This is a genomic window from Extensimonas soli (assembly GCF_029211265.1).
Lineage (GTDB): Bacteria > Pseudomonadota > Gammaproteobacteria > Burkholderiales > Burkholderiaceae_C > Extensimonas > Extensimonas soli.
In genome coordinates, this window is sequence record NZ_JARGEL010000017.1 from 63,119 (window position 1) to 84,212 (window position 21,094).

A 21,094-nucleotide genomic window follows, 5' to 3' on the forward strand; every position below is an offset into this window, starting at 1 on the left:
ACAGTAGTTCTGGTCTTCCCCGAGGGGAGGCCAAGGAGTGAATGTCTTGAAACCCAACCAACGGGCCACCGTCTACACGCTGCTCGAGCGTGGCAGCACCCAGCGCGAGATCGCGCGCATCACCGGAATCGACCGCAAGACCGTCAGGAGTTACCAACGTCGCCGGCAGGCCGAGCAGTCAAATTCCCCCGGGGTGGCCACCGGCCCTGATGCCATGGCCGCTCACGTGGCCGCGCAAATTCCCCCACCCTGGCCACCGGCTCCCACGTCAGTGGCCGCCTCCCTATGCGAGCCGTACCGCGACTTCATCGAGGCCCAACTGCGTCTCAAGCGCAACGCCACGGCCATCTACCAGGACCTGGTCGATGTCCACGGCTTTGCCGGCCAGTACAACTCGGTCAAACGCTTCGTGGCCCGGCTGCGTCACAAGGAGCCCGAACAATTCGACCGCCTGTCCTTCCTGCCCGCAGAGGAGATGCAGGTGGACTACGGTGAGGGTGCACCCACCCGGGTGCCGGGCAGCAACCGGTACCGCAAACCGCGCCTGTTCGTGGCCACGCTGCGCTACTCGCGGGCCAGCTTTCGGCACGTGGTCTGGAAGTCCAGCCAGCAGGTCTGGGCCGAGCTGCACGAGCGCGCGTTTCGCCACTTCGGTGGCTGCCCGCAGTACGTGGTGCTGGACAACCTCAAAGAGGGCGTCATCAAACCCGACCTGTATGAGCCCGAACTCAACCCGGTCTATGCCGCCACCCTGGCGCACTACGGCGTGGTGGCCGACCCGGCCCGGGTGCGTGACCCCAACCGCAAGGGTACGGTAGAGCACGCCATCGGCCACACCCAGGCCACGGCCTTGAAGGGCCGGCGCTTTGAGTCCATCGAAGAGCAGAACACCTTCCTGGCGCAATGGGAGAAGAATTGGGCAGCCAAGCGCATCCACGGCACCGAGCGGCGCCAGGTGCAGGCCATGTTCGCGGAAGAACGCCCCCACCTCAAAGCTTTGCCACTGCTGGGCATGCAGTATTTCGAAGAGGTCCAGCGCACGGTGTGCGACGACAGCTGTGTGCGGGTGGAGCACAGCAGCTACGCCGCGCGCCCGGCGGTCATCGGATCGAAGGTGCGGGTGCGCATCTTCGCCCAGCGCATCCAGATCTTTGATCTGCAAACCGGCACCTTGCTGCGCAGTCACCCCAAGGCTGAACGCCCCGGCACCGTGGTGCTGCCCCAGGATGAGCGGGTGTTCAACCCCTCGCGTGAGACCCGCCTGATCCTGCGCCAGGCCGGCCAGATTGGCGAACACGCCGCCCGGCTGTGCCAGTTGCTCTTTGCCATCGAGGGCCGGGTGGGCCAGCGCAAGCTCTGGGGCATCGTCGGCCTGGTGCGCCGATATCCGGCGCATTGTGTCAACGCCGCTTGCGCCCAGGCTCTGGAGCAGGGCATCTACAGCTTCAAGCGCGTCCAGGCATTGACAGAGGCGCTCTTTGCCGATGCGCTTGAAGCCATCGAGACCCAGGCCGGTGGCGAGCATGTAACGCCCACCACGGCGACCCTGACCCAGCAGCACGAGCTGATCCGCGATGCCGATGAATACGGTGACCTGTTTGCCCACGCTGCGGCCACCGCCGCAGTTGGGAGCCAGCCATGAACATGGTCGAGATCGAGCGCGCGCTGCGCCAGCTGCGCCTGTCGGGTATTGCCGAGACCCTGTCGACCCGCGTGATGCAGGCCCAGGTCGCCCAGGAGCCATTTCTGCAGACCTTCGCCGCCATGCTTCAGGATGAGCTCGACCGGCGCCGATCGCGCCTGACAGAGCGCCGCTACAAGCGCTCGGGTCTGGACGAGAAGGTCAGCCTGGCCGACTTCGACTGGCGTTTCAACCCCAAGCTGCCCCGCGCGGCCTGCTTTGAGCTGCACACCCTGAAGTTCATCGCCGAGGGTTCCAACGCGCTCATCGTCGGTAAACCCGGCACCGGCAAGTCTCACATTGCCAAGGCCATCGCCTACCAGGCCACGCTGGGCGGCCACGATGTGCGTTACCTCGAGGCCGACGCCGAATTCGCCCGCTACGCGCTGGCAAGTGCCACCGAGCGCATCGGCCTGCTCAAGGAGTGGGTGGAGCCTGACCTGATCATCTTGGACGATCTGTTCCTGGCCAGGCGTATCAGCGAGCACGCCGCCGAGGTCCTGCAGGCCATCGTGCATCAGCGCTACAAGCTGCGCCGCGCCATCGTGGTGACCTCCAACCGCGTGGTGCAGGACTGGGGTCGCTATCTGGGCGACGCCACAATGGCGACCACCATCCTGGACCGCCTCATGCACCGCTGCACGATGCTGGAATTCGAGGGCAAGAGCTACCGGCTCAAAGAGGCCGCCGCACGCATCGCCATCGGCACTGAGTCGTCATAATCCAACCGGTCTTGCCTGGGGAATTTGGGGTGGCCACAGGTGGGGGAATTTGGACTGGCCATCGGGGGGAAGCGCGCGGCCTTGCCAAGGAATCGCCCCCCCAACATCACCAGCAGTGACACCGTGAGCACGGCGACCATGCCGAACAAAAATTTCTGGCGCAGGGTGAATTGGGGCATGGGTTGTGTTCTTTCAGTGGAAAGGGTGCCTTCTGCACGATGAAACGAGCAAGCACATCAGACAGGTTGCCTGTCGGGCTGCCGACCAGGATCGTGATCGGTTTGGTGGGAAACTGGTCTGCCGAGTCCGCGGGCACCGTGATGACGACTGTCGCCAGTAAGACGGTTACGCTGGCAAGCCGCCGCAGCACATTGCGCACGAACTCTGAATTTGAAGAACGATGGTCACGGTTGATCCTCTTGGGCTTGATGAATGAAATTGCCAGCTTTCTCAAGCCCCTCCAAATACCCATGGCTCCGCCAATTGCCGCCTAGCCTCGTAGCGGCGAATCTCCGCGTCATGCTCCAGCGTCAGGCTGATGTCGTCGATGCCGTTGAGCAGACAGCGTTTGCGAAACGGATCGAACTCGAAGCCGAGAGCAGGGCCGATCGGTGCTTCGATAGACTGTCTCTCGAGGTTGATGCGCAGGCGGTAACCAGGCTGGCTCTTTACCTGTTCGAACAGATACTGCACCTCAACCTCGGGCAGCACGATGGGCAACATGCCGTTCTTCAAGCAGTTGCCGTAGAAGATGTCGGCAAAGCTGGGGGCGATGAGCGCACGAATGCCATAGTCGTGCAGCGCCCACGGCGCGTGTTCGCGGCTGGAGCCGCAGCCGAAGTTCGCTCGCGCCAACAGGATGGAGGAACCTTGGTAGCGGGGCTGGTTCAGCACGAAAGCCGGGTTCGTCGGCCGCGCGGCGCAATCCTGCCCGGGCTCGCCCTTGTCCAAATAGCGCCATTCGTCGAACAGATTGCCCCCGAAGCCTGTGCGTCGTATCGACTTCATGAACTGCTTCGGGATGATGGCGTCCGTGTCGACGTTGGCGCGATTCAGCGGCACCACGATGCCGTCGAGAAACGTAAAAGGTTCCATCAGCTGAACTCCTTACGGACATCAACGAAGTGGCCCGCAACTGCGGCCGCCGCCGCCATTGCCGGACTCACGAGATGGCTACGCCCTCCCGCCCCCTGACGGCCCTCGAAATTGCGGTTCGAGGTGGAGGCACAGCGCTCTCCGGGCGCCAGCCGGTCCTCGTTCATACCCAAGCACATCGAACAGCCCGGTTCACGCCATTCGAAACCCGCGTCGGTGAACACGCGGTCAAGGCCTTCGGCTTCGGCCTGCGCCTTGACCAACCCCGAGCCCGGGACCGCGAGGGCTAGCTTGATCGTGGGAGCAATATGTCGGCCCTTCAGCACGGCGGCCGCAGCGCGCAGATCCTCGATGCGGGCATTGGTGCACGATCCGATGAACACCTTGTCCGGCTGAATGGCCTTGATTGGCATGCCCGGCTCGATTGCCATGTACGCCAGCGCATTGGCCATTCCGGAGCGCTTGACAGGGTCCGGTTCACGCGCAGGATCGGGCACCTGGCCGCCGATCGGCTGCACCATTTCGGGCGATGTGCCCCAAGTCACCATGGGTTGCACAAGAGCCGCATCGATCTCAAGCGTTCTGTCGAAGTGCGCACCCTCGTCGCTGACCAGTGTGCGCCAGTACGCCACCGCCTGCTCCCATCGCTCGCCGCGCGGCGCGTACGGACGCCCTTTCAGGTAGTCGATCGTTTTTTGATCGACCGCGACCAATCCAACGCGAGCGCCTGCTTCGATCGCCATGTTGCACAAAGTCATTCGGCCTTCCATGGACAAGGCGCGAACCGCGCCACCGCCAAACTCGATGGCGTAGCCGGTTCCGCCTGCCGTGCCGATGCGGCCGATCACGTCCAAGATCAAGTCCTTGGCCGTTACGCCAGGCGCCAGTGCTCCCTCAATGCGCACGAGCATGGGCTTCATCGGGTTGACGGACAGGCACTGCGTCGCGAGCACATGCTCGACCTCGGAAGTACCGACACCAAAGGCCAGGGCGGCGAAGGCGCCATGCGTGCTGGTATGCGAGTCGCCGGCGACAACGGTCATTCCCGGCAAGGTTGCGCCCTGTTCCGGACCGACGACATGGATGATGCCCTGACGGGGGTCCGAGAGTCCGAACTCGGTGACACCGAACTCCTTGCAGTTGCGGCTGAGCTGTTCGACCTGGATACGCGACAAGGGATCTATGATGCCCACGGAGCGCGATGTCGTCGGCACGTTGTGGTCCGCGGTCGCCAGTACCGTTTGCGGACGCCACAGCCTGCGCTTGCCCATGCGCAACCCCTCAAACGCCTGCGGGCTGGTGACCTCGTAGACCAGATGGCGGTCCATGTACAGCAGCGGAGGGCCGGCCTCGGGCTCGTGCACCACATGCCGTTGCCACAGCTTTTCGAAAAGTGTCGCGGCGGCCATTACGTTCCCCTCAGGACCGGACTGGCCGGGCTTCCGGCAAGGCAACCCACGCCGGCCAGGCGCTGCTGCGGTTCGCGTGAGTGCACGCCATCCGGTACGGGATACCGCCGACTCGATGGACCCGCCTTCATGACCTGCCCGGGCACATCGTGGCCGACGATCTCAGGCATGCGGCGCGCCTGCGCCAGCAGCGCTTCCAGATTGACGCCGGTGCGATAGCCCATGGCCTCGAACATGTGAACCAAGTCTTCGGTGCAGACGTTCCCGCTGGCGCCCGGCGCGAAGGGACAGCCCCCCAGCCCGCCGAGGGAGGCATCGAAGCGGTCGATGCCGGCCTCGAGCGCCGCCAACGCATTCGCCAGTCCCATGGCACGGGTGTCATGAAAATGCGCCGTCAAGGTCAGTTGCGGCCAACCAGTCTTCACCGCCCGGCAGAGGCGCTCCACCTGCCCCGGATGGGCCATGCCGGTCGTATCGCACAGCGTCACGCGCGCGATGCCCAGCCCTGCGATGCGCTCTACGAGCGCCAGCAGGACCGCGTCCGGCACGTCACCTTCGAACGGACAGCCGAAGGCCGTGGACAACGAGGCGTTGACCTGCTTACGGCCGTCCACCAGCCTCACGATTTCGGCAAACTGCGCCAACGACTGCGCAGGGGTCATCCGCAGGTTGGCGGCGTTGTGTGTCTCACTCGCAGACATTACGAGATTCAGTTCGTCGACGCCGCAGTCGAGCGCGCGCTCAGCGCCGCGAATGTTGGGCACCAGTGCAGCGTATTCAACGCCGGGAATCCGTTCGATCCCTCGCATCACGGCTTCGGCATCCGCCAGCGCCGGGATGGCCTTGGGCGAGGTGAACGATGTGACCTCTATCTTGGCCAGTCCTGTGCGGCTCAAGCCATTGATCAGATCAATTTTCTGTTCGGTGGGCACGAAGCGAGACTCGATCTGGAATCCGTCGCGCACAGAAACTTCCTGGATGTACAGCCGCTGGCCGTTGGCCTTTTGCATGAGTTGCCCCTCAAACCACGCCATCGGCGCGCAGCCGGGCAAGCTCGTCAGCATCAATGCCCAGAGAGCCCAGCACTTCCTGCGTGTGCGCGCCGAGCTCGGGGCCGACCCATTTCGTGCGCCCGGGAGTCGCGCTCAACTTGGGCACGATGCCCGGAAAGTCGATTGGTGTGCTGTCGGGTAGCGCGTGGCGCTCGATCATGTCGCGCGCGTGGAAGTGCGGGTCTTCCGCGATGTCGGCTGCGGTGTAGATGCGCCCGCTGGGCACGTCGGCCGCCTCCAGGACCTTCAAGACCTCGTCAAGCGGGTGCAGTCCGGTCCAATCGGATATGGCCGCATCCAGCCGATCATTGTGTCTGACACGGCCGTCATTACGCGCCAACGCGGGGTCAGCGCCGAGATCGTCGCGCCCGATCGCGTGCATCAACCGCTTAAAGATGGCGTCGCCGTTGCCTGCGATAACCACGTAGTGGCCATCGCCACAACGGTAGGTATTCGATGGTGAAATGCCCGGGAGACTGGCGCCGGAGCGCTCCCGAACGAAGCCGAACTCCGCGTACTCTGGAATCAGGCTTTCCATCACCGCGAATACTGACTCGTACAACGCGACATCGATGAACTGACCCTTGCCCGCGTTGGCCTTGAGATGGTGCATCGCCACCAGGGCACCAATCGTGCCGTACAGCGAGGCCAGCGTGTCGCCCAAGCTTACACCCACCCGTACGGGCGGACGATCGGCAAATCCGGTCACGTGGCGCAGACCGCCCATGCACTCGGCGATGGCCGCAAAGCCCGGTCGCTGGCTGTACGGGCCCGATTGCCCGTAGCCGGAGATGCGGACCATGACAAGTTGCGGATTGAGGGCCGACAATTGCTCCCAGCCCAGCCCCCACTTCTCCAGCGTCCCGGGACGGAAATTCTCGATCACGATGTCGACTTCGCCGGCCAGGCGACGTACGATCTCGCGCGCCTCGTCGCGCTTGAGGTCGAGCGTGACCGACTTCTTGTTGCGACTTTGCGTGTACCACCACAGCGAGGTACCCTCGTGGAGCTTGCGCCATTTGCGCAACGGATCCCCGTCCTTCGGCGGCTCGATCTTGATCACTTCCGCGCCGAACTGAGCCAGCAGCGCGCTGGCGTAAGGCCCCGCTACCAGCGAGCCGAGTTCAAGTACCTTGACGCCCGCAAGCGGCATTACATCCGACGTAGGTTTGCTCTCATCGTTCTCCTGAGAGGTCGATTTTTTCTTCATGGTTGTGTCATCCGAACCGTCAGTTCGCTCAGCATCCTTCGAAAGGTTTGACCGTGCGCTGTCTTTACGGTGTGTATTCATGATTGCTCCTTAGAACCCATCCCGAGTCGAAACTCCGTGGATGTGCAAGCGGGGAGCGCAGTCTTCATGGTCGCACTCATCAGCTCACTCCCAGGTATTGATGGATGACATCAGGCGTGCGGCGAAGTGCCTCGGACCCGCCCTGCCAAACAACGCAACCTTTTTGAATCACGTAGTGGTGATCTGCCAGATCAAGCAGTGCACCGACGTTCTTATCGATAACGATCTGCGAGAGTCCATTGGCCTTCAATTCGCCGAGCGCACGCCAGATCTCTTGGCGGATGAGAGGTGCCAGGCCCTCGGTGGCCTCGTCAAGCACGAGCAGGCGTGGGTTGGTCATCAGCGCGCGGCCAATCGCGAGCATCTGCTGTTCGCCGCCCGATAGCTGCGAGGCAAGGTTCCGCCGGCGCTCCCGGAGCCGGGGAAAGAGGTCGTAGACGCGGCTGAGCGTCCAATGTGGCAAGGGCGCCGACTCACCGACTCGGGCTGTCGCGACGAGGTTCTCCTCTACAGTGAGGTTCGGGAAGACCTGCCGGCCTTCGGGCACCAATGCGAGACCTTTGCGCGCCACGCGGTGGATGGGCAGTCGGTCGAGTCGAATGCCGTCAATCGACACCGTGCCGGCCGAGACGGGCAACAGCCCGAAGATGCACTTGACTGTCGTCGACCGACCCATGCCGTTGCGGCCGAGCAGCGTGACTACCTGCCCCTTTCGTACGTCAAAAGAGATGTCAAAGAGGGCTTGGGCGTGGCCGTAGGAGGCCTGCAGCCCAAGGACGGAGAAGAAAGTGCTCATATCGTTGTCCCGCGCCGTCAAACCGCTTCCTCGCCGAGATACACCGCGCGCACCTCGGGATGGCAGCGAATCTCGGCAGGGCTCCCAGTGAACATGACCTTGCCGTAGACGAGCACGGTGATGCGATCCGCGAGTACGAAGACCGCGTCCATGTCGTGCTCGATGAGAAGAATCGAGTAGCGTCGCTTGAACCGCTTCAGCAACGCAATCACTGAAGACGATTCCTGCGGGCTCATGCCCGCCATCGGTTCGTCGAGCAACAACAGCTTTGGACGGGCTGCGAGGCTCATCGCCAGCTCGAGCTGACGGCGCTCGCCGTAGCCCAGGTCGCCTGCACAGACATTGGCGCGGTCACCGAGACCAGCGGATTCGAGCGCTTCTTCCGCAGCGCCGCACGCCTCGGTGCGCGACAGCATGGGTCGCCACAACCGGAACGCGTGCTCGCGCGCGCCGAGGGCGGAAAGCACCGTGTTCTCGAGCACGGTGAACTCCTCGAAGACCGAAGTGATCTGATAGGAGCGCACCAGACCCGCGCGGGCTCGCTCGTGGCAGGGCAGGTTGGTGATGTCGCGGCCACCAAACATGATGCGTCCGCTGTTCGAAGCCAGTTCGCCAGAGAGTTGGTTGATCAGGGTGGTCTTGCCCGCGCCGTTGGGGCCGATCACCGCGTGGATCTCACCATCCTCGACGTCCAGAGAGACGGCGTCTGTCACCAACAGGCCGCCGTAGCGCTTGACCAGAGACTCGGTCTGAAGCATGGTGGCCATGTCAACCCTCCCCGCCGTTTGCGTGCGTCGCCCTTGTGGGTTTCGCAGGTACGGGGGCTGGCCGCGCGGCGGCGTGGTCGAGCTTCTGCAGCAGGCCGATGATGCCGGATTTGCCTGCCAGGGCAATCAACAGGATCATGGGGCCCAGGACGACCAAGGAGTGGTCGGTGTACCCCTTGATGATCTCCTCAAGCCCTAGCAGCACGAAGGCACCGAGCAAAGGGCCGAAGACGGTGCCCATGCCGCCCAGCACGACGATGACTATGAGTTCGCCCGACACGGTCCATGCCATCGTGCTCGGCGAAGCGAAGGCGTTCAGGTTGGCAAGCAGGAAACCTGCCAAGCCGCACAGCATCCCGGACATCACGTAAGCCGTGAGCTGATACTGCGAGACCGGGAGTCCGACAGTGGCGACGCGACGAGGGTTTTGTCGCGCGGCGCGCAGCACCATTCCGAAGGGTGCTGCGCGCAATTGAGCGAGGCACCAGGTCGCAAGTGCCAGCACCAAGAAGGCGCAAGCGTATACAGCGCCGGTGTCGCCAAGGTTCAGCGGCCCAAATCGACTGGCTTGGGCTATCGAGAGGCCGTCATCACCGCCGTAGCGTTTCAGGCTCACGAAGAGGAAGAAGCCCATCTGAGCAAAGGCAAGCGTGATCATGATGAACGCTATGCCGGAGGTGCGCAAGCTTATCGCGCCGGTCACCGCCGCGGCAACACCGCATACTCCAAACACGAGGATCAAGTGGACCCAGCCGTTGTCGATTCCGTGAAAGACCGGCAGCGCGACGCCGTATGCGCCTATGCCAAAGAAGAGCGCATGGCCGAAGCTGACCAGCCCGCCATAGCCCAGCACGAGGTTCAGCGCGCTTGCCGCGATTGCATAGATGATGATCCGCGCGAACAGCGCAATATAGAAGGGCTCGCCGATCGCCTGCGCGATGAAGGGCACCAGGGCCAGCACTGCGAAAAGGACGAGCGGCACCAGTGCGCTCGGTCGAGCCAGAGGATGTTGCAACATGGTCAGCCCCCCTTGGAAGGGAAGAGGCCTTGCGGGCGCCAGGCGAGCACTGCGGCCATGAGCACGTAAATGAGCATCGATGCAAGTGCTGGCCCTGCGGCGTCAGCGAAAGAGCGCTCGGTCACGAGGCGCAAAACGCTTGGCAGGAACGCGCGCCCGAGTGTGTCGACTGTGCCCACGATGAGTGCCGAATAGAATGCGCCGCCGACCGATCCAATCCCCCCGATGACGATCACGACAAGTGTCGTTATCAGCACCGGCTCGCCCATGCCGGACTGCACGGACAGGATCGGGCCGGCCATCACGCCCGCTAGACCCGCGAGCATGGCGCCGAGTCCGAACAGCATGGCGTTGAGCAGCTTGATGTTCACGCCGAGCGCCGCGACCATTTTGGGGTTCACTGTGCCGGCGCGGATCAACATGCCGATTCGCGTCTTGTGGATCAGAAGGTAGGCGCCGACCGCAACCGAAACGCCAACCACAATGATTGCGAAGCGATAGGCCGGATAGGAAAAACCGAACAGGTTGATCGTACGGTCGAGTGTTTCGGGGACCTGCGTGAAATAGGGTTGTGCGCCCCAGATGATCTGCACGATTTCGTTGAAGAAGAGTACCAGGCCGAAGGTGGCCAGAACATGGTCTAGGTGGTCACGCAGATAGAGCCGCGAGACGGCCACCCACTCGAGCACAAGGCCCAGGAGAAGTGTGCCGGCCAACCCTGCGATCAGACCCAGCGCGAACGAGCCCGTCGCGTTGTATACGGTCGCAGAGAAGTAGGCGCCCAACATGTAAAGCGAACCGTGGGCCAAATTAACGAAACTCATGATTCCGAACACGAGCGTGAGTCCGGCAGCCAGCAGGAAGAGCAGGACGCCGTACTGCAACCCATTGAGCAACTGCGCGAGCAGCAGGTTTACACTCATCGCATCACTCCTACTTCAGTGGGCACTGCTGGTGGTACGCATCCTTGTGATTGCGCAAGGGAAACGTCAGCGTCCGCATGCTGACGCGGCCTTTTGCATCCTTCGCGATCTCGAAAACGGGTATGTCCTGGATCGGGAAGTTGTTGTTGTTGAACCGAAACGCTCCTCGTACTGATTTGAAATCCGCGTTCTTGAGGGCCGCCATGAATGCCGGTTTATCGGCTACGTCGCCTCGCACCTTGGCGATTGCCGCGTCGAGCAGCATGGCGGCGTCGTAGCTTTGCGCCGCGTACTGCGATGGGATGCGCTTGTAGCTGGCCTCGAACTCCTCGACAAAGCGCCGGCTTTCGGCGTTGTCGAAATCGGGCCCCCAGAACGAGCCGGAGATCGCGCCGAGCGCAGTGTCGCGCAGCGCTGGCAGAGTTGCCCCGTCGGTGGTGCCCGTGGACAGCAAAGGTATCTTGCCCATGAGGCCCGCCTGTTGGTACTGGCGTACGAAGTTGACGCCGAGTCCGCCTGGGTAGAACACGAACACGGCATCGGGCCGAATAGCTTCAAGCTTCGTGAGTTCGGCCGAGAAGTCCAGCTGGTTCAGCGGCGTATAGACTTCGTCGGCAAGTTCAGATTTGTAAAAGCGCTTGAAGCCGGCGATGTAGTCCTTGCCGGCCTGGTAGTTAGGTGCCAGCGCGACGACCCGCTTGTAGCCCTTGTCGGCGGCATATTTGCCCACCACCTCCGACAACATATCGTTCTGCCACGAGACTATGAATTGATAGGGCGAACACTGCGCGCCAGCGATGGGCGCTGGTCCCGCATTGGAGCCGACCAAGAAGACGCCCTTTTCGGTGATGGGTTTGTGGACGGCCATCATGATGTTCGAGAAGGTGATGCCGGTGATGATCGACACCTTGTCTTTATCGATCAGCTTGCGCGTGGCCTGCACCGCCACGTCGGGTTTGAGTTGCGAATCCTCCTTGAACAACTCCACCGGCACGCCGCCAAGCTTCCCGCCGTTGCGCTGCACGACCATCATGAATCCGTCATATTGGTCTTGCCCCAGCGCACTTTGTGGGCCCGACAGTTCGGCCAGGAAGCCGATCTTGATGGGAGTTTGTGCTTGCAGGGAGGGGCCGACGGCCAGGCTGGCGCATAGCAGCACGGTCTTGACCGAAGTCATCGTGAAAGTCATTTGGTGTCTCCTGGTGTGTTTGTGTTGGTGGTTCGATCAAGAATCAAAACCGCTCGCGCCAGAGGTCCAGCGCCTCCTGGACGGGACGATCCGAGAAACTAAAGAGCACGGTATCGGCCGATGCCTCCAGCCGGTAAGGCAGCCAGGAGGGGCAGACGAACACGTCCTTCGGTCCGAACGTCAGCACCTTGTCACCGGCCACACAGCGGCCAGAGCCCTCCACTACGGTATAGACCGTGGCGTCCGTGGCGCGATAGGATTCGCCCACGAAGCCTGCGGGCAGCAGCTGCATAAAGGTGCCAATGGTGGGCATCGCCCAGTCGCCCGTCACCGGGTTGGTGTATTGCAACTTGTGACCCCAGCACGGGTGCGGTGCTTCGCTGCGGCGCAGCGTCTCCAACGCCCCTCGCGTGCGTTCGTAGGGATACCAGAACAGCGGTGACGTGCGTGTCCGGCTCTTATAGCCTACAGGCTTCATCGTGTTGCCGAAGCGGGACAGCGTGAGGCCCGCCTCGCGGTCAACCGCCTGCACGGTGGTGCGCGGGCCGTCCTCACGGAACTGGGCATCAAGCAACTCTACAATAGGCAGATCGAGTCCATCCATCCATACCATCGGCTCGCCACTGTCGTTGCCGTGCTCGTGGAATGTCCACGATGGCGTGATCACAAAATCGCCTACGTTCATCGTGACGCGCTCGCCATCCACGGACGTGTAGGCACCCGCGCCGTGCATGATAAAACGCAGGGCCGATTGCGAGTGACGGTGCGACGGTGCGATCTCGCCCGGTAGGATGAACTGCAGACCGGCATAGAGGCTGTGCGTGATGCGCGTTTTTCCGCGAAGGCCTGGGTTTTCCAGCACGAGTACGCGGCGTTCCGCTTCCAGGGCTGAAATCAACTGGCCGCTTTCCTGCAGCCACGGCCAAACTTGCTTCCATTGCCACAGGTGGGGCAAGCACGGCGTGATCGGCTCCTTGGTGACGATGTCATGCAGAACTTCCCACAGCGGCGTGCAATGGGCCCGTCCGATGCGTTCGTAGAAGGCCTCGCGCTGGGTAGCGACGTCGGCTGTTGCTGCGCCGCCTGCATAAGCAGACGTCGGGAGGTTTAGTGTGTTCACGTGTCTCTCCTGGCGTTGCGGACGTCGACCGTCATGCGACCGATGCCTTCGATATCGACCGTGATCACGTCACCGTGCACCACCGGCCCAACGCCTTCGGGCGTGCCGGTGAACAGCAGATCACCTGGTTGCAACGTGTAATAGGACGAGGCCATTTCGATCAACGCTGGGATGTCCAGCACGAGATCGCGCGTGTTGGCCTTTTGGCGCGGCTCGCCTTGGACAGTGAGCCAGAAATCGAGCGCCTGCGGGTCGTCAATCTCGTCAGCAGTGACGAGCCAGGGCCCCACCACGGAATACGTGTCGATGGACTTGCGCAGACTGCGCTCCTGCGGGCCGCGAACTGTCATGTCCAGGCCGATCATGTAGGCCGCAATGTGATCGAACGCGTGCTCGCGCGGAATGTTGCGTCCGGCCTTGCCAATGACAGCGACGAGTTCGGCCTCGTGGTCGTTTCGGCGGTCAGGATGCTGGATCTCGATGCCGTGACCCGGCCCCACAACGGAGCTTGTCGCCTTGAGGAAGAGTCCGATCTTCTGGATTTCGGCGACCTGGCCGTTGTGGTGGATCTCGGCCTGCTCGCGGGCTTCTTCGAGATGCTTTTTGTAGTTGACGGGCGCCGCGATGACTTTCCCGGGATTCGCAACCGGAGCCAGCAGCCGGCGCCCCGCGAGCGGCAGCGTGGGCGACGACGGGGCGATTCGGCGAATTGCTTGGAGTACCTCGGGCAGGTGCGCGATCAGGGGATCGAAAATGGGCAGCGGATAGCGGTGATTTGGCAGAACGTCGAGCGCGGCAGTGACGTCGCGCACTGTGTCCCCGTCTACCAAGCCCAGGCGGTCGTTATCGAAGCGGCAAATCTTCATGGGATGTGTGTCAATGTTGCGATTCAGGAATAGACATCGAAAGGCCGTCGATCTCGGGGCCAACGATGAGACGACAGCTCAGACGGCTGGTGGGCTTGACCATGACCGCGAAATCAAGCATCTTGATTTCAAGTTCTGTTTTGGCCGGCAGACGTTCGGTCCACGCTTCGTCAACGTAGACATGGCAGGTGGCGCAGGCGCAGGCGCCGCCGCACTCGGCGTCGATGCCCGGCACATTCGCGGCTACGGCAGCCTCCATCACCGAAGCGCCGTCCTTGGCCTGCAACTCAATGGTCTCGCCCTCGGCCGTTTGAAAGTAAAGAGTCGTCATGTGAGTGGATGATCCTTGTCAAGTTTGAGTAACGAGCTCGCGCAGCGACACACGGTCGTCGCACAGGGTCGCGCGTTCGATGAAACGGCCGCTGCGGATGAGCTGTCGAGCGGCCATGAAGTCTTCCGGCGCGTCAAGTGTCTCGACCGCGGTGACGCGCCCATCCCGAAGGTGCCAAGCCGCAAACGCCAACCGCTTTTCTGCGACGGATCGAAGAATGATCTCGTCGCCGGCAGCCGAGCGGCCTGCTACTTGGATCCGGCAGCCGAACTGATCCGACCAGAACCATGGCACCGGGGCTGGGGGAATCGGCTTGCCGGCCAATACAGCGGCAGCGCACTTGGCCTGATCCGTCGCGTTTTGCACGGATTCCAGCCTTATCGGAGGCTCGCCATCACCAAGAACCTGCTCGGTGCAGTCACCGATGGCCCAGACATGCGGATCACTCGTACGGCACGCAGCGTCGATGCGTATTCCTTGCCCACATGCAATTCCTGCCTGCTGCGCCAGTTCAATGCGCGGCGCGGCGCCTATACCCACCACGAGCGCATCGGCGGTGAAGCTTTCGTCGGTGGTCGTCAAACGGACAGGGTTCCTGGCATTGGTCGCAGCGGAGACCTCGACGGCCCGCACGGTGGCCCCCAGGCACAGCCGCACGCCATGCTGCGCGTGCAGCCGCTGCACGGCCACAGACATGGCTGTCCCGACCGACCGCTGGAGCACGCGTGGAGCGGCTTCGAAGACAGCTACCTCAATGCCCCGCTGCGCCGCTGATGCCGCCACCTCCAGTCCAACATAACCCGCACCGAGCACGGCAAGTCGCCGCACGTTCGTGAGCCGCTCGCCGAGGGCCTGCGCATCGTCCCAACTCCTCAGTGTGAACACGTGTGGCGAAACGTCGGCCAAGCCCGGCCAGCGACGCGCGCGCGCACCCGTCGCCAGCACCAAGTGCTCATATTCGATAGCCTGACCATCGTCGAGTCGCAGAACGCGCGCGGCGCGGTCCAGTTCGATAGCGCGGCGGCCGAGAATCTGCCGGCACCGCTGCGAATCGTAGAAGGACGTGGGCCGCAGCAACAGATCCGCCAAGGTCGCTCCGCGGCGCAAACAGTCCTTGCTCAAAGGCGGCCGCTGGTACGGCAAATAAGGCTCGGCCCCCACGAGGGTCAGCGGCTCGGCATGGCCCAGCTGCCGCAGCGATGCGATCAACTGGCAGGCTGCCTGCCCTGCGCCCACCACCACTATCCCGGCACTCATGGCGCAGTCAATAGAGTCGCACGCGCATCGACTGGATGCCGCGGAACCGCGCGCTTCGGGCGAAGACGGGCTCATCGATGAGCTGCATGCTCGGGAAGTGCCGTGCGAGCGCCGGCAATGCCTCGGCCGCCTCCATGCGGGCGAGCGGTCGGCCGAGGCACACATGGATACCCGCACCGAAGGCCAAGTGGGCGTTGGGTTGCCGCGTGAGTTGCAGGCGGTCCGGATCGGCGAACACACGCTCGTCGCGATTGGCGGACACTTGCGCGAAGATGACTTCAGTGTCGGCAGGGATCGTCCCAGAAGGCACCTGTACCTCTTGCGTCGTGCGCCGCCCCTGCAACTGCAGCGGCGTGGTGTAGCGCAGGCACTCCTCCACCCCCGGGCCAATGACGGACGGCTCCTTGGCCAGCAGGGCCATTTGGTCGGGATGCTTCATCAATGCCAGAGTAGAAAGCCCGATCAGGTTGGTCGTGGTCTCGTGCCCTCCATTGAGAACGAGGATGCACATGTGTGCCATTTCCACTTCACTGATTGGCGGGTTGCCGCGCTTCTCGGCGGCGACCAGTGCACTGATAATGTTCGTCGGCATGTCTTCCACTGGCTGTCGGCGCCAATAGTTAAAGTGCTCGGACAGGTAGTCTTTGAACTTGCGAGTCGCTTCGTGGCCGGCGGCGATCGCTTCGGCGCTGACGGCTGGATTGAGGGGAAACAGTACCTGCGCGCCGAGGTCCCGGATCAATGGGCCGTCGCTGCGCGGCACACCGAAGATGTCGCAGATCACTTGGATCGGGATACGTGACGAGAACTCGGCGACGAAGTCGATCTCGCGCTTCTCGCGCACCTCCTCGATGAGCCGTTCGACGATCTCTCGAACCGCCGTGCGCAGCCGCTCTATCGATGACGGCGTGAAGAACGGATTGACGATGTCGCGCAACCGGTCGTGATCGGGCGGGTCGCGGAACAGCATCGACGAGGTGTGATGCTCAAGAAGCGGCCCCTCGCCGAACTTCTTCGCATAGGCTTCGGCGCGGTTCACCCGACCGCTCAGGTCGCGCCACACCGCCTTGACGTCGTCGTAGCGCGTCAGCAATACCGAGCCATCGCTGTTCCAGAGAAGCGGTTCGTTATCACGCAAGGCTTTATAGAACGGGGCCGGGTCGCGGTAATACGCGTCCGGCAGGTTGAATAGGTCGAACCTGCTACCGGGCGCAGTGGGTCTGGCCATCATTTCAGTTGTACTCATCGTAGTCTCCTGGCATCTGCAGCGTCTGTCGCATGCTGATTGGAAGCAGTGTAGGATTCGTTGCTTTATCCGCCAATACAATACGAAGAATTTCAAGTATTGTTTCTACAGATGAGGATGCTTTTGCTGGGCTTATGACCAAGACCTTCGACTTGAATCTGCTGTCTCTTTTGGTCGCTTTGGACGACTGCCGCAGCGTTACCCGCGCCGCGCTGCGTTTAGGCATGAGTCAGCCGGGCCTCAGTACGGCGCTCGGGCGCCTTCGTAAGCACTTCGACGACCCGATGTTCGTTCGCACTCCGGAAGGTATGCAGCCGACTCCACGCGGTGTGGCAGCAGCAAAGGAGGCTCGCCACATCCTGCAGCGCGTCTATGAGAACGTACTGGACGCCCCGCGATTCACGCCGGCCGAGACGACCACGGAGTTTTGCCTAGCGATGCCAGACGTGGCCGAAATGATCTTTGCGCCAGGGCTCATCCAAGCCTTGCAGCAGCTAACACCTCATGCCTCAATGCGCACCTCTTCGTACGATCCGCAAAGTCTGGAACAGGCTATGGAGTCGGGGCAGGTGGACATTGCGCTCGGCTATTTTCCTGACCTCAAAAGCAACCGCTTTTTCAAGCAGCGGCTGAGGATGCACGGCTTCTCATGCATGCTGCGCAAAGGACATCCTGCGGCTCAACAAATGAGCAAGTCCAGGTACTCGGAACTCGACCACGTGCTGGTCGATACACCGATCAGGAGTCAGGAACTCGTGGACAATTTTCTGGATCGTCGCGGCGTTGTCCGGAGAATTCGCATGCGCACCACGCACTATCTCACACTTCCAGCAATTGTTGCCGCCACGGATCTTGTCGCGACAGTCCCGACCGCAGTCGGCGCACACTTTGCAAAGCTTGGTCAGGTTGAACTCGTCCCTCCGCCCTACGACATCCCTCAATTTCCGATCCAGCAACATTGGCACCGTCGCTATGACAAGGACCCCCGTCATCGTTGGTTCAGAGACAGAATCGCCGCGCTGTTCGGGCCGGGATCTAACTTTTTTTTGTGAAAGGGTTTTGTTGAACAAATCCCCAGCCCAAGGCAGGTACACCGTCCACGTTGAATCCGCTTGATCTGTGGTTGAGTGTCACTTCAGCCCAATCGAGTCCAGCCCCACGACAAGACCACCAACTGGAGCGAGTACAACGCCGCATTCAAATCCCGAGAGTCACTGACCATCTTGCTGGACCGTGGCATGCAGTGGTACGCCCCACGCAGGGCAAGCGCGGCCGCTAGCCGCGGCGCTTCAGGCGCCTTGTGGCCTGATGTGCTGGGTGGCCTCGTCTTCGACACGTTGCCAGATCTCGACCGCGATCGGGTTGTGGCTCTCTTCGAGGATATGGCCCACCAGCCCGATGGCGCGCGCGAAGACGCCGATGCCGCGCACGATTTTCCATGGCAGCCCGAGTTCGCAGCTGATGGCGCCGATGGCGCCGGTCGCATTGACGGGAAGCGACTTGCCAGCGACGCGTTCGGCCTCGGCGCAGATCAGTTGTTCGAGCCGGATGTAGTCCCCAGAAAAGCCGTTGTCGGCGGCGATCTGGAACAGGCGCGGGGCACGCGGATCGACCGGCTTGTGCAAGGGATGGCCGAGCCCGGGAATGATCTGGCCGCGGGCACGAAAGGCGGCCACGGTGTCGCGGGCGATGCGTTCCAGATCGGCGCCCTGGGTGCCCGGCGGAAGTGCCTCGTACAGCATTTTGGCGGTGCCTTCGGTGCTGCCGACGAACACGCTGCCCAGGCCGCACAAGCCGGCCGCCACCGCCGCCTGCAGCGATTCGGGCGCACCGGCGTAGGTCAGACGCGCGGCCAATGCGCTCGGCGTGATGCCGTGCTCGACCAGCGTCACCGCAATGGCGTTGAACACGTTTGATTCCTGCGGCGTCGGCATGCGCCCGAGGATCTGCAGGAAGGCCATGTCACCCAGGTTGAGATGGCCGAGGATCTCGTCGGGCAGGCTCTTGCCGTGCACTTCGATGCGGTCGGGGGTGCTCCAGGCGATGTCGGAGCGGATGGGCTTGTTTTTGCGGGCCATGAGGGGCTCCAGTCGGGTCAATGAAAATCAGGCTTTCAAGCCGGCGCTGCGCAGCACGGCGCGCGCGCGCTGGACCACCGGCAGGTCCACCATCTGGCCGTCCACGGCCACGGCGGCGCCGCCAGCCGATGCAAATGCTTCGCAGACGCGGCGCGCCCAGTCCAGCCGCTCGGGGGTGGGCGTGAACACCGCCTGAACGGCAAGCACCTGCTTCGGGTGGATGCACAGCTTGGCGCCAAAGCCGAGTCGCCGCGCGCGTTCGGTGTCGGCCTGCAAGCGGTGCAGGTCGTCGATCGCGGTGCTGACGCCATCGACCGGCGCGGCCAGCCCGGCCAGCCGCGAAGCCAGCACCATTTGGGAGCGGAAAGCCAGCAGCTCGGTCTCCCCGCCATCGGGCGCGCAGTCGATGCCCAGATCGAGCGCCAGATCGACGCTTCCAAAAGTCAGGCGAATCACGCCCGGCACGCGCGCAATGCTGTGCATGTCCTGCAGACCGCGCGCCGACTCGATGATCGGCAACACGTCCTTGTAGGTGGCCTCGACCACGGTGCAGGCGGCGTCGATGCCCTCGGCCTTGGGCAGCATCACCGCCGCCACGCCAGGATGACGACACAGTTCGAGGTCGTCCTCAAACCAGGGGGTGCCAGCGGCATTGATGCGAACCACCAGCGGCGTGGCTTCGTCCAGTTGCGCCGCCAGCGCCTCGCGCGCGCGCACCTTGGCCTCGGGGGGCACGGCGTCTTCCAGATCGACGATGACCACGTCCGCTCCGCTGGCACGGGCTTTGGCATGGCGCTCGGGTCGATCGGCGGGCACGAAGAGGTAGGCGCGTGGCACGGCGCGCGGGGCGGCGGTGTTGGCTGTCATGCGCGCGCTTCCAGCCAGCGGCCCATGCGCGGCGCCTCGGCCACGGTCCAGACGCGCGCGATCAGCGCCTCCATTTCTTGCGGCGTGGCGCCCTTGCCGTAGGCCGCCAGGCGCTGTGCCTTGTCTTCCAGTTCGCCGCGTGTCAGGGTGTTGCCGGGATCGCCCTTGGGCTCGTCGACGCGCGCGCTCAGCGTGCGGCCATCGCGCGTCGCCACGCTCACCTTGCCAATCCAGCGCTGCGGATAGGCCCGGTCCACCTCGGCGTCCAGCTGCATCGTGACCCTATCGCGCAGGGCCGCCACGCGCGGCGCGAGGAAATGCTGCTCGAATTCGTTCAGCCCGGCGTGGCCGTACTCGACCGCCAGCGCAAGCACCGTGCCCATCGAAAACTTGGCCTGGTGCACGGTGGCGGGCACGGTGACGCGGCCCAGCACGTCGATGGCGCCCTGATGCACATGGGTGGTCACCGCGGCGATATCGTCGGCCTTGAGCCCATGCGTTTGCATCAGCGCGAGCAGCGCGTCGGCGCTGGGGTGGGTATGACGGCACGAGGCGTGGTACTTGAACGAGGTATCCGCCGTGGCCCAGCGCTGCCCCAGCCGGTCGGTGAGCCGCGCCGGATCGGCATCGCTGGACATGCCCGCGGCCATGCCTTGCGGCCCTTCCAGAATCTGGCGCGCGCCGGTCAAGCCACTTCGTGCCAGGCAGGCGCAGGCCAAACCGCTGGACGCCGCATGCGCGGTGTGCAGTGGCTTGGAGTCGGCCGCGTCGCGCAGGAACTCCCACAGGCCGGCGGCTTGTGTGCCGGCGCTGCCGAAGGCATGCAGCATGGTCGGCGCGTCCAGCCTGAGCAGCCGCCCGGCGGCCGCAGCGGCGGCCAGGGTGCCTGCGGTGGCGGTGGTGTGAAAGATGCGGTAGTGCGAGCGGCCGAGGAACTCGCCCACGCGGATGCCGACCTCATAGCCCGCCACCACGGCGGCCAGAAACTCACGGCCACTCGCGCCGATGTCTTGCGCCATGGCCAGCGCCGCCGGGAACACGACGGCCGCGGGATGGAACACCGAGCCGTTGTGCACGTCGTCCTGCTCGGCGAAGTGCGAGGCGGCCGCGTTGACCATCGCGGCGAAATGGGGCGAGGTGGCGCGGCGCGAGATCAACACTTCGGCGCGGCCCGAGTCCGGTCCCATGGCGCGGGCGTAAGCCTCGATGGCCTCGACCGGCCGCGCGCCCTTGCCGGCCAGTGCCGAGGCGTACCAGTCGAGGAACAGGTCTTCGGCGCGGCGCAGCACCGGCGTCGGGATCGCGTCAAATTGCAGACCGGCGGCAAAGGCGGCCAGCGTCGCGCTCGGGGTTTTGTCTTGGGTCATGATTCGTTCACACCTCTTC

Annotated in this window: 20 protein-coding genes and 1 pseudogene; 4 read left to right on the forward strand and 17 right to left on the reverse strand. The window is 63.4% G+C overall.

The annotated features are described in order from the left end of the window. Nucleotides 1-37: 37 nt before the first annotated feature. A complete protein-coding gene (gene istA, locus PYV55_RS08470; protein ID WP_034303860.1) occupies nt 38-1,642 on the forward strand; it encodes an IS21 family transposase in 1,605 nt (534 codons plus the stop codon). Next, a complete protein-coding gene (istB, locus tag PYV55_RS08475) occupies nt 1,639-2,403 on the forward strand; it encodes an IS21-like element helper ATPase IstB (RefSeq protein ID WP_011804279.1) in 765 nt (254 codons plus the stop codon). The genes istA and istB overlap by 4 nt, the downstream gene beginning before the upstream one ends. Nucleotides 2,404-2,853: 450 nt before the next feature. Here istB and leuD read toward each other — a convergent pair whose 3' ends face one another. From leuD to PYV55_RS08545, 14 genes are all read right to left on the reverse strand, one after another. Then, nucleotides 2,854-3,498 carry a 3-isopropylmalate dehydratase small subunit gene (gene leuD / locus PYV55_RS08480; protein WP_026437492.1) on the reverse strand — a complete coding sequence of 215 codons (645 nt, stop codon included), beginning with the start codon at nt 3,496-3,498 and terminating at the stop codon, nt 2,854-2,856. Beyond that, nucleotides 3,498-4,907, reverse strand: a complete 1,410-nt coding sequence (gene leuC, locus PYV55_RS08485) for a 3-isopropylmalate dehydratase large subunit (RefSeq protein WP_265923163.1) — start codon at nt 4,905-4,907, stop codon at nt 3,498-3,500. The genes leuD and leuC overlap by 1 nt, the downstream gene beginning before the upstream one ends. Then, nucleotides 4,907-5,917 carry a hydroxymethylglutaryl-CoA lyase gene (locus PYV55_RS08490; RefSeq protein WP_048806242.1) on the reverse strand — a complete coding sequence of 337 codons (1,011 nt, stop codon included), beginning with the start codon at nt 5,915-5,917 and terminating at the stop codon, nt 4,907-4,909. The genes leuC and PYV55_RS08490 overlap by 1 nt, the downstream gene beginning before the upstream one ends. A 10-nt stretch (nt 5,918-5,927) precedes the next feature. Continuing rightward, nucleotides 5,928-7,112 carry a CaiB/BaiF CoA transferase family protein gene (locus PYV55_RS08495; protein ID WP_048805398.1) on the reverse strand — a complete coding sequence of 395 codons (1,185 nt, stop codon included), beginning with the start codon at nt 7,110-7,112 and terminating at the stop codon, nt 5,928-5,930. Nucleotides 7,113-7,329: 217 nt separating this feature from the next. Beyond that, nucleotides 7,330-8,046 (reverse strand): ABC transporter ATP-binding protein, encoded by a 717-nt coding sequence (locus PYV55_RS08500; RefSeq protein WP_026437489.1) that lies wholly within the window; start codon nt 8,044-8,046, stop codon nt 7,330-7,332. A gap of 17 nt (nt 8,047-8,063) precedes the next feature. Further along, nucleotides 8,064-8,813, reverse strand: a complete 750-nt coding sequence (locus tag PYV55_RS08505) for an ABC transporter ATP-binding protein (RefSeq protein WP_026437488.1) — start codon at nt 8,811-8,813, stop codon at nt 8,064-8,066. Nucleotide 8,814: 1 nt separating this feature from the next. Then, nucleotides 8,815-9,831, reverse strand: coding sequence for a branched-chain amino acid ABC transporter permease (locus PYV55_RS08510; protein WP_275850237.1), 1,017 nt, complete (start codon nt 9,829-9,831; stop codon nt 8,815-8,817). 2 nt (nt 9,832-9,833) lie between these two features. Beyond that, nucleotides 9,834-10,754, reverse strand: a complete 921-nt coding sequence (locus PYV55_RS08515; protein ID WP_026437487.1) for a branched-chain amino acid ABC transporter permease — start codon at nt 10,752-10,754, stop codon at nt 9,834-9,836. Nucleotides 10,755-10,764: 10 nt separating this feature from the next. Beyond that, nucleotides 10,765-11,943 carry an ABC transporter substrate-binding protein gene (locus PYV55_RS08520; protein WP_026437486.1) on the reverse strand — a complete coding sequence of 393 codons (1,179 nt, stop codon included), beginning with the start codon at nt 11,941-11,943 and terminating at the stop codon, nt 10,765-10,767. Nucleotides 11,944-11,986: 43 nt separating this feature from the next. Further along, nucleotides 11,987-13,063, reverse strand: coding sequence for a gentisate 1,2-dioxygenase (gene gtdA, locus PYV55_RS08525; RefSeq protein WP_048805396.1), 1,077 nt, complete (start codon nt 13,061-13,063; stop codon nt 11,987-11,989). Then, entirely contained in the window at nt 13,060-13,929 is an 870-nt protein-coding gene (locus PYV55_RS08530; protein WP_026437485.1) for a fumarylacetoacetate hydrolase family protein, read from the reverse strand. Before PYV55_RS08530 ends, gtdA begins: the two co-directional genes overlap by 4 nt. Before the next feature lie 10 nt (nt 13,930-13,939). Continuing rightward, nucleotides 13,940-14,260, reverse strand: a complete 321-nt coding sequence (locus PYV55_RS08535) for a 2Fe-2S iron-sulfur cluster-binding protein (RefSeq protein WP_026437484.1) — start codon at nt 14,258-14,260, stop codon at nt 13,940-13,942. An 18-nt stretch (nt 14,261-14,278) separates the two neighbouring features. Beyond that, on the reverse strand, nt 14,279-15,517 hold the full coding sequence (locus PYV55_RS08540) for an NAD(P)/FAD-dependent oxidoreductase (RefSeq protein WP_026437483.1): 1,239 nt from the start codon (nt 15,515-15,517) through the stop codon (nt 14,279-14,281). Between the two features lie 7 nt (nt 15,518-15,524). Further along, the gene (locus PYV55_RS08545; protein WP_197719214.1) at nt 15,525-16,763 is read right to left on the reverse strand and encodes a cytochrome P450; all 1,239 of its coding nucleotides are present in this window, start codon (nt 16,761-16,763) and stop codon (nt 15,525-15,527) included. 32 nt (nt 16,764-16,795) lie between these two features. On the opposite strand from PYV55_RS08545, the gene PYV55_RS08550 reads away from it, so the two are divergent. After that, entirely contained in the window at nt 16,796-17,815 is a 1,020-nt protein-coding gene (locus PYV55_RS08550; protein WP_080746172.1) for a LysR family transcriptional regulator, read from the forward strand. Nucleotides 17,816-17,890: 75 nt separating this feature from the next. Next, nucleotides 17,891-18,039 (forward strand): annotated as a pseudogene (locus tag PYV55_RS08555) (IS5/IS1182 family transposase); the annotation flags it as partial. Nucleotides 18,040-18,052: 13 nt separating this feature from the next. Here PYV55_RS08555 and PYV55_RS08560 read toward each other — a convergent pair. The 3 genes from PYV55_RS08560 to PYV55_RS08570 are packed head-to-tail and all read right to left on the reverse strand — an operon-like array spanning nt 18,053 to nt 21,075. Next, nucleotides 18,053-18,841, reverse strand: coding sequence for a citryl-CoA lyase (locus PYV55_RS08560; RefSeq protein WP_026437480.1), 789 nt, complete (start codon nt 18,839-18,841; stop codon nt 18,053-18,055). A 27-nt stretch (nt 18,842-18,868) separates the two neighbouring features. Continuing rightward, the gene (locus PYV55_RS08565) at nt 18,869-19,708 is read right to left on the reverse strand and encodes an HpcH/HpaI aldolase/citrate lyase family protein (protein WP_026437479.1); all 840 of its coding nucleotides are present in this window, start codon (nt 19,706-19,708) and stop codon (nt 18,869-18,871) included. Continuing rightward, nucleotides 19,705-21,075: an MmgE/PrpD family protein gene (locus PYV55_RS08570; RefSeq protein ID WP_026437478.1), complete on the reverse strand. Its 1,371-nt coding sequence runs from the start codon at nt 21,073-21,075 to the stop codon at nt 19,705-19,707. The genes PYV55_RS08565 and PYV55_RS08570 overlap by 4 nt, the downstream gene beginning before the upstream one ends. Between the last annotated feature and the right edge of the window lie 19 nt (nt 21,076-21,094).

Coding starts and splice junctions, on each gene's coding strand:
- istB (WP_011804279.1), top strand. CDS start 1,639: ATGAACATGGTCGAGATCGAGCGCGCGCTGCGCCAGCTGCGCCTGTCG.
- leuD (WP_026437492.1), bottom strand. CDS start 3,498: ATGGAACCTTTTACGTTTCTCGACGGCATCGTGGTGCCGCTGAATCGC.
- leuC (WP_265923163.1), bottom strand. CDS start 4,907: ATGGCCGCCGCGACACTTTTCGAAAAGCTGTGGCAACGGCATGTGGTG.
- PYV55_RS08490 (WP_048806242.1), bottom strand. CDS start 5,917: ATGCAAAAGGCCAACGGCCAGCGGCTGTACATCCAGGAAGTTTCTGTG.
- PYV55_RS08495 (WP_048805398.1), bottom strand. CDS start 7,112: ATGCCGCTTGCGGGCGTCAAGGTACTTGAACTCGGCTCGCTGGTAGCG.
- PYV55_RS08500 (WP_026437489.1), bottom strand. CDS start 8,046: ATGAGCACTTTCTTCTCCGTCCTTGGGCTGCAGGCCTCCTACGGCCAC.
- PYV55_RS08505 (WP_026437488.1), bottom strand. CDS start 8,813: ATGGCCACCATGCTTCAGACCGAGTCTCTGGTCAAGCGCTACGGCGGC.
- PYV55_RS08510 (WP_275850237.1), bottom strand. CDS start 9,831: ATGTTGCAACATCCTCTGGCTCGACCGAGCGCACTGGTGCCGCTCGTC.
- PYV55_RS08515 (WP_026437487.1), bottom strand. CDS start 10,754: ATGAGTGTAAACCTGCTGCTCGCGCAGTTGCTCAATGGGTTGCAGTAC.
- PYV55_RS08520 (WP_026437486.1), bottom strand. CDS start 11,943: ATGACTTTCACGATGACTTCGGTCAAGACCGTGCTGCTATGCGCCAGC.
- PYV55_RS08530 (WP_026437485.1), bottom strand. CDS start 13,929: ATGAAGATTTGCCGCTTCGATAACGACCGCCTGGGCTTGGTAGACGGG.
- PYV55_RS08535 (WP_026437484.1), bottom strand. CDS start 14,260: ATGACGACTCTTTACTTTCAAACGGCCGAGGGCGAGACCATTGAGTTG.
- PYV55_RS08540 (WP_026437483.1), bottom strand. CDS start 15,517: ATGAGTGCCGGGATAGTGGTGGTGGGCGCAGGGCAGGCAGCCTGCCAG.
- PYV55_RS08545 (WP_197719214.1), bottom strand. CDS start 16,763: ATGAGTACAACTGAAATGATGGCCAGACCCACTGCGCCCGGTAGCAGG.
- PYV55_RS08550 (WP_080746172.1), top strand. CDS start 16,796: ATGCTGATTGGAAGCAGTGTAGGATTCGTTGCTTTATCCGCCAATACA.
- PYV55_RS08560 (WP_026437480.1), bottom strand. CDS start 18,841: ATGGCCCGCAAAAACAAGCCCATCCGCTCCGACATCGCCTGGAGCACC.
- PYV55_RS08565 (WP_026437479.1), bottom strand. CDS start 19,708: ATGACAGCCAACACCGCCGCCCCGCGCGCCGTGCCACGCGCCTACCTC.
- PYV55_RS08570 (WP_026437478.1), bottom strand. CDS start 21,075: ATGACCCAAGACAAAACCCCGAGCGCGACGCTGGCCGCCTTTGCCGCC.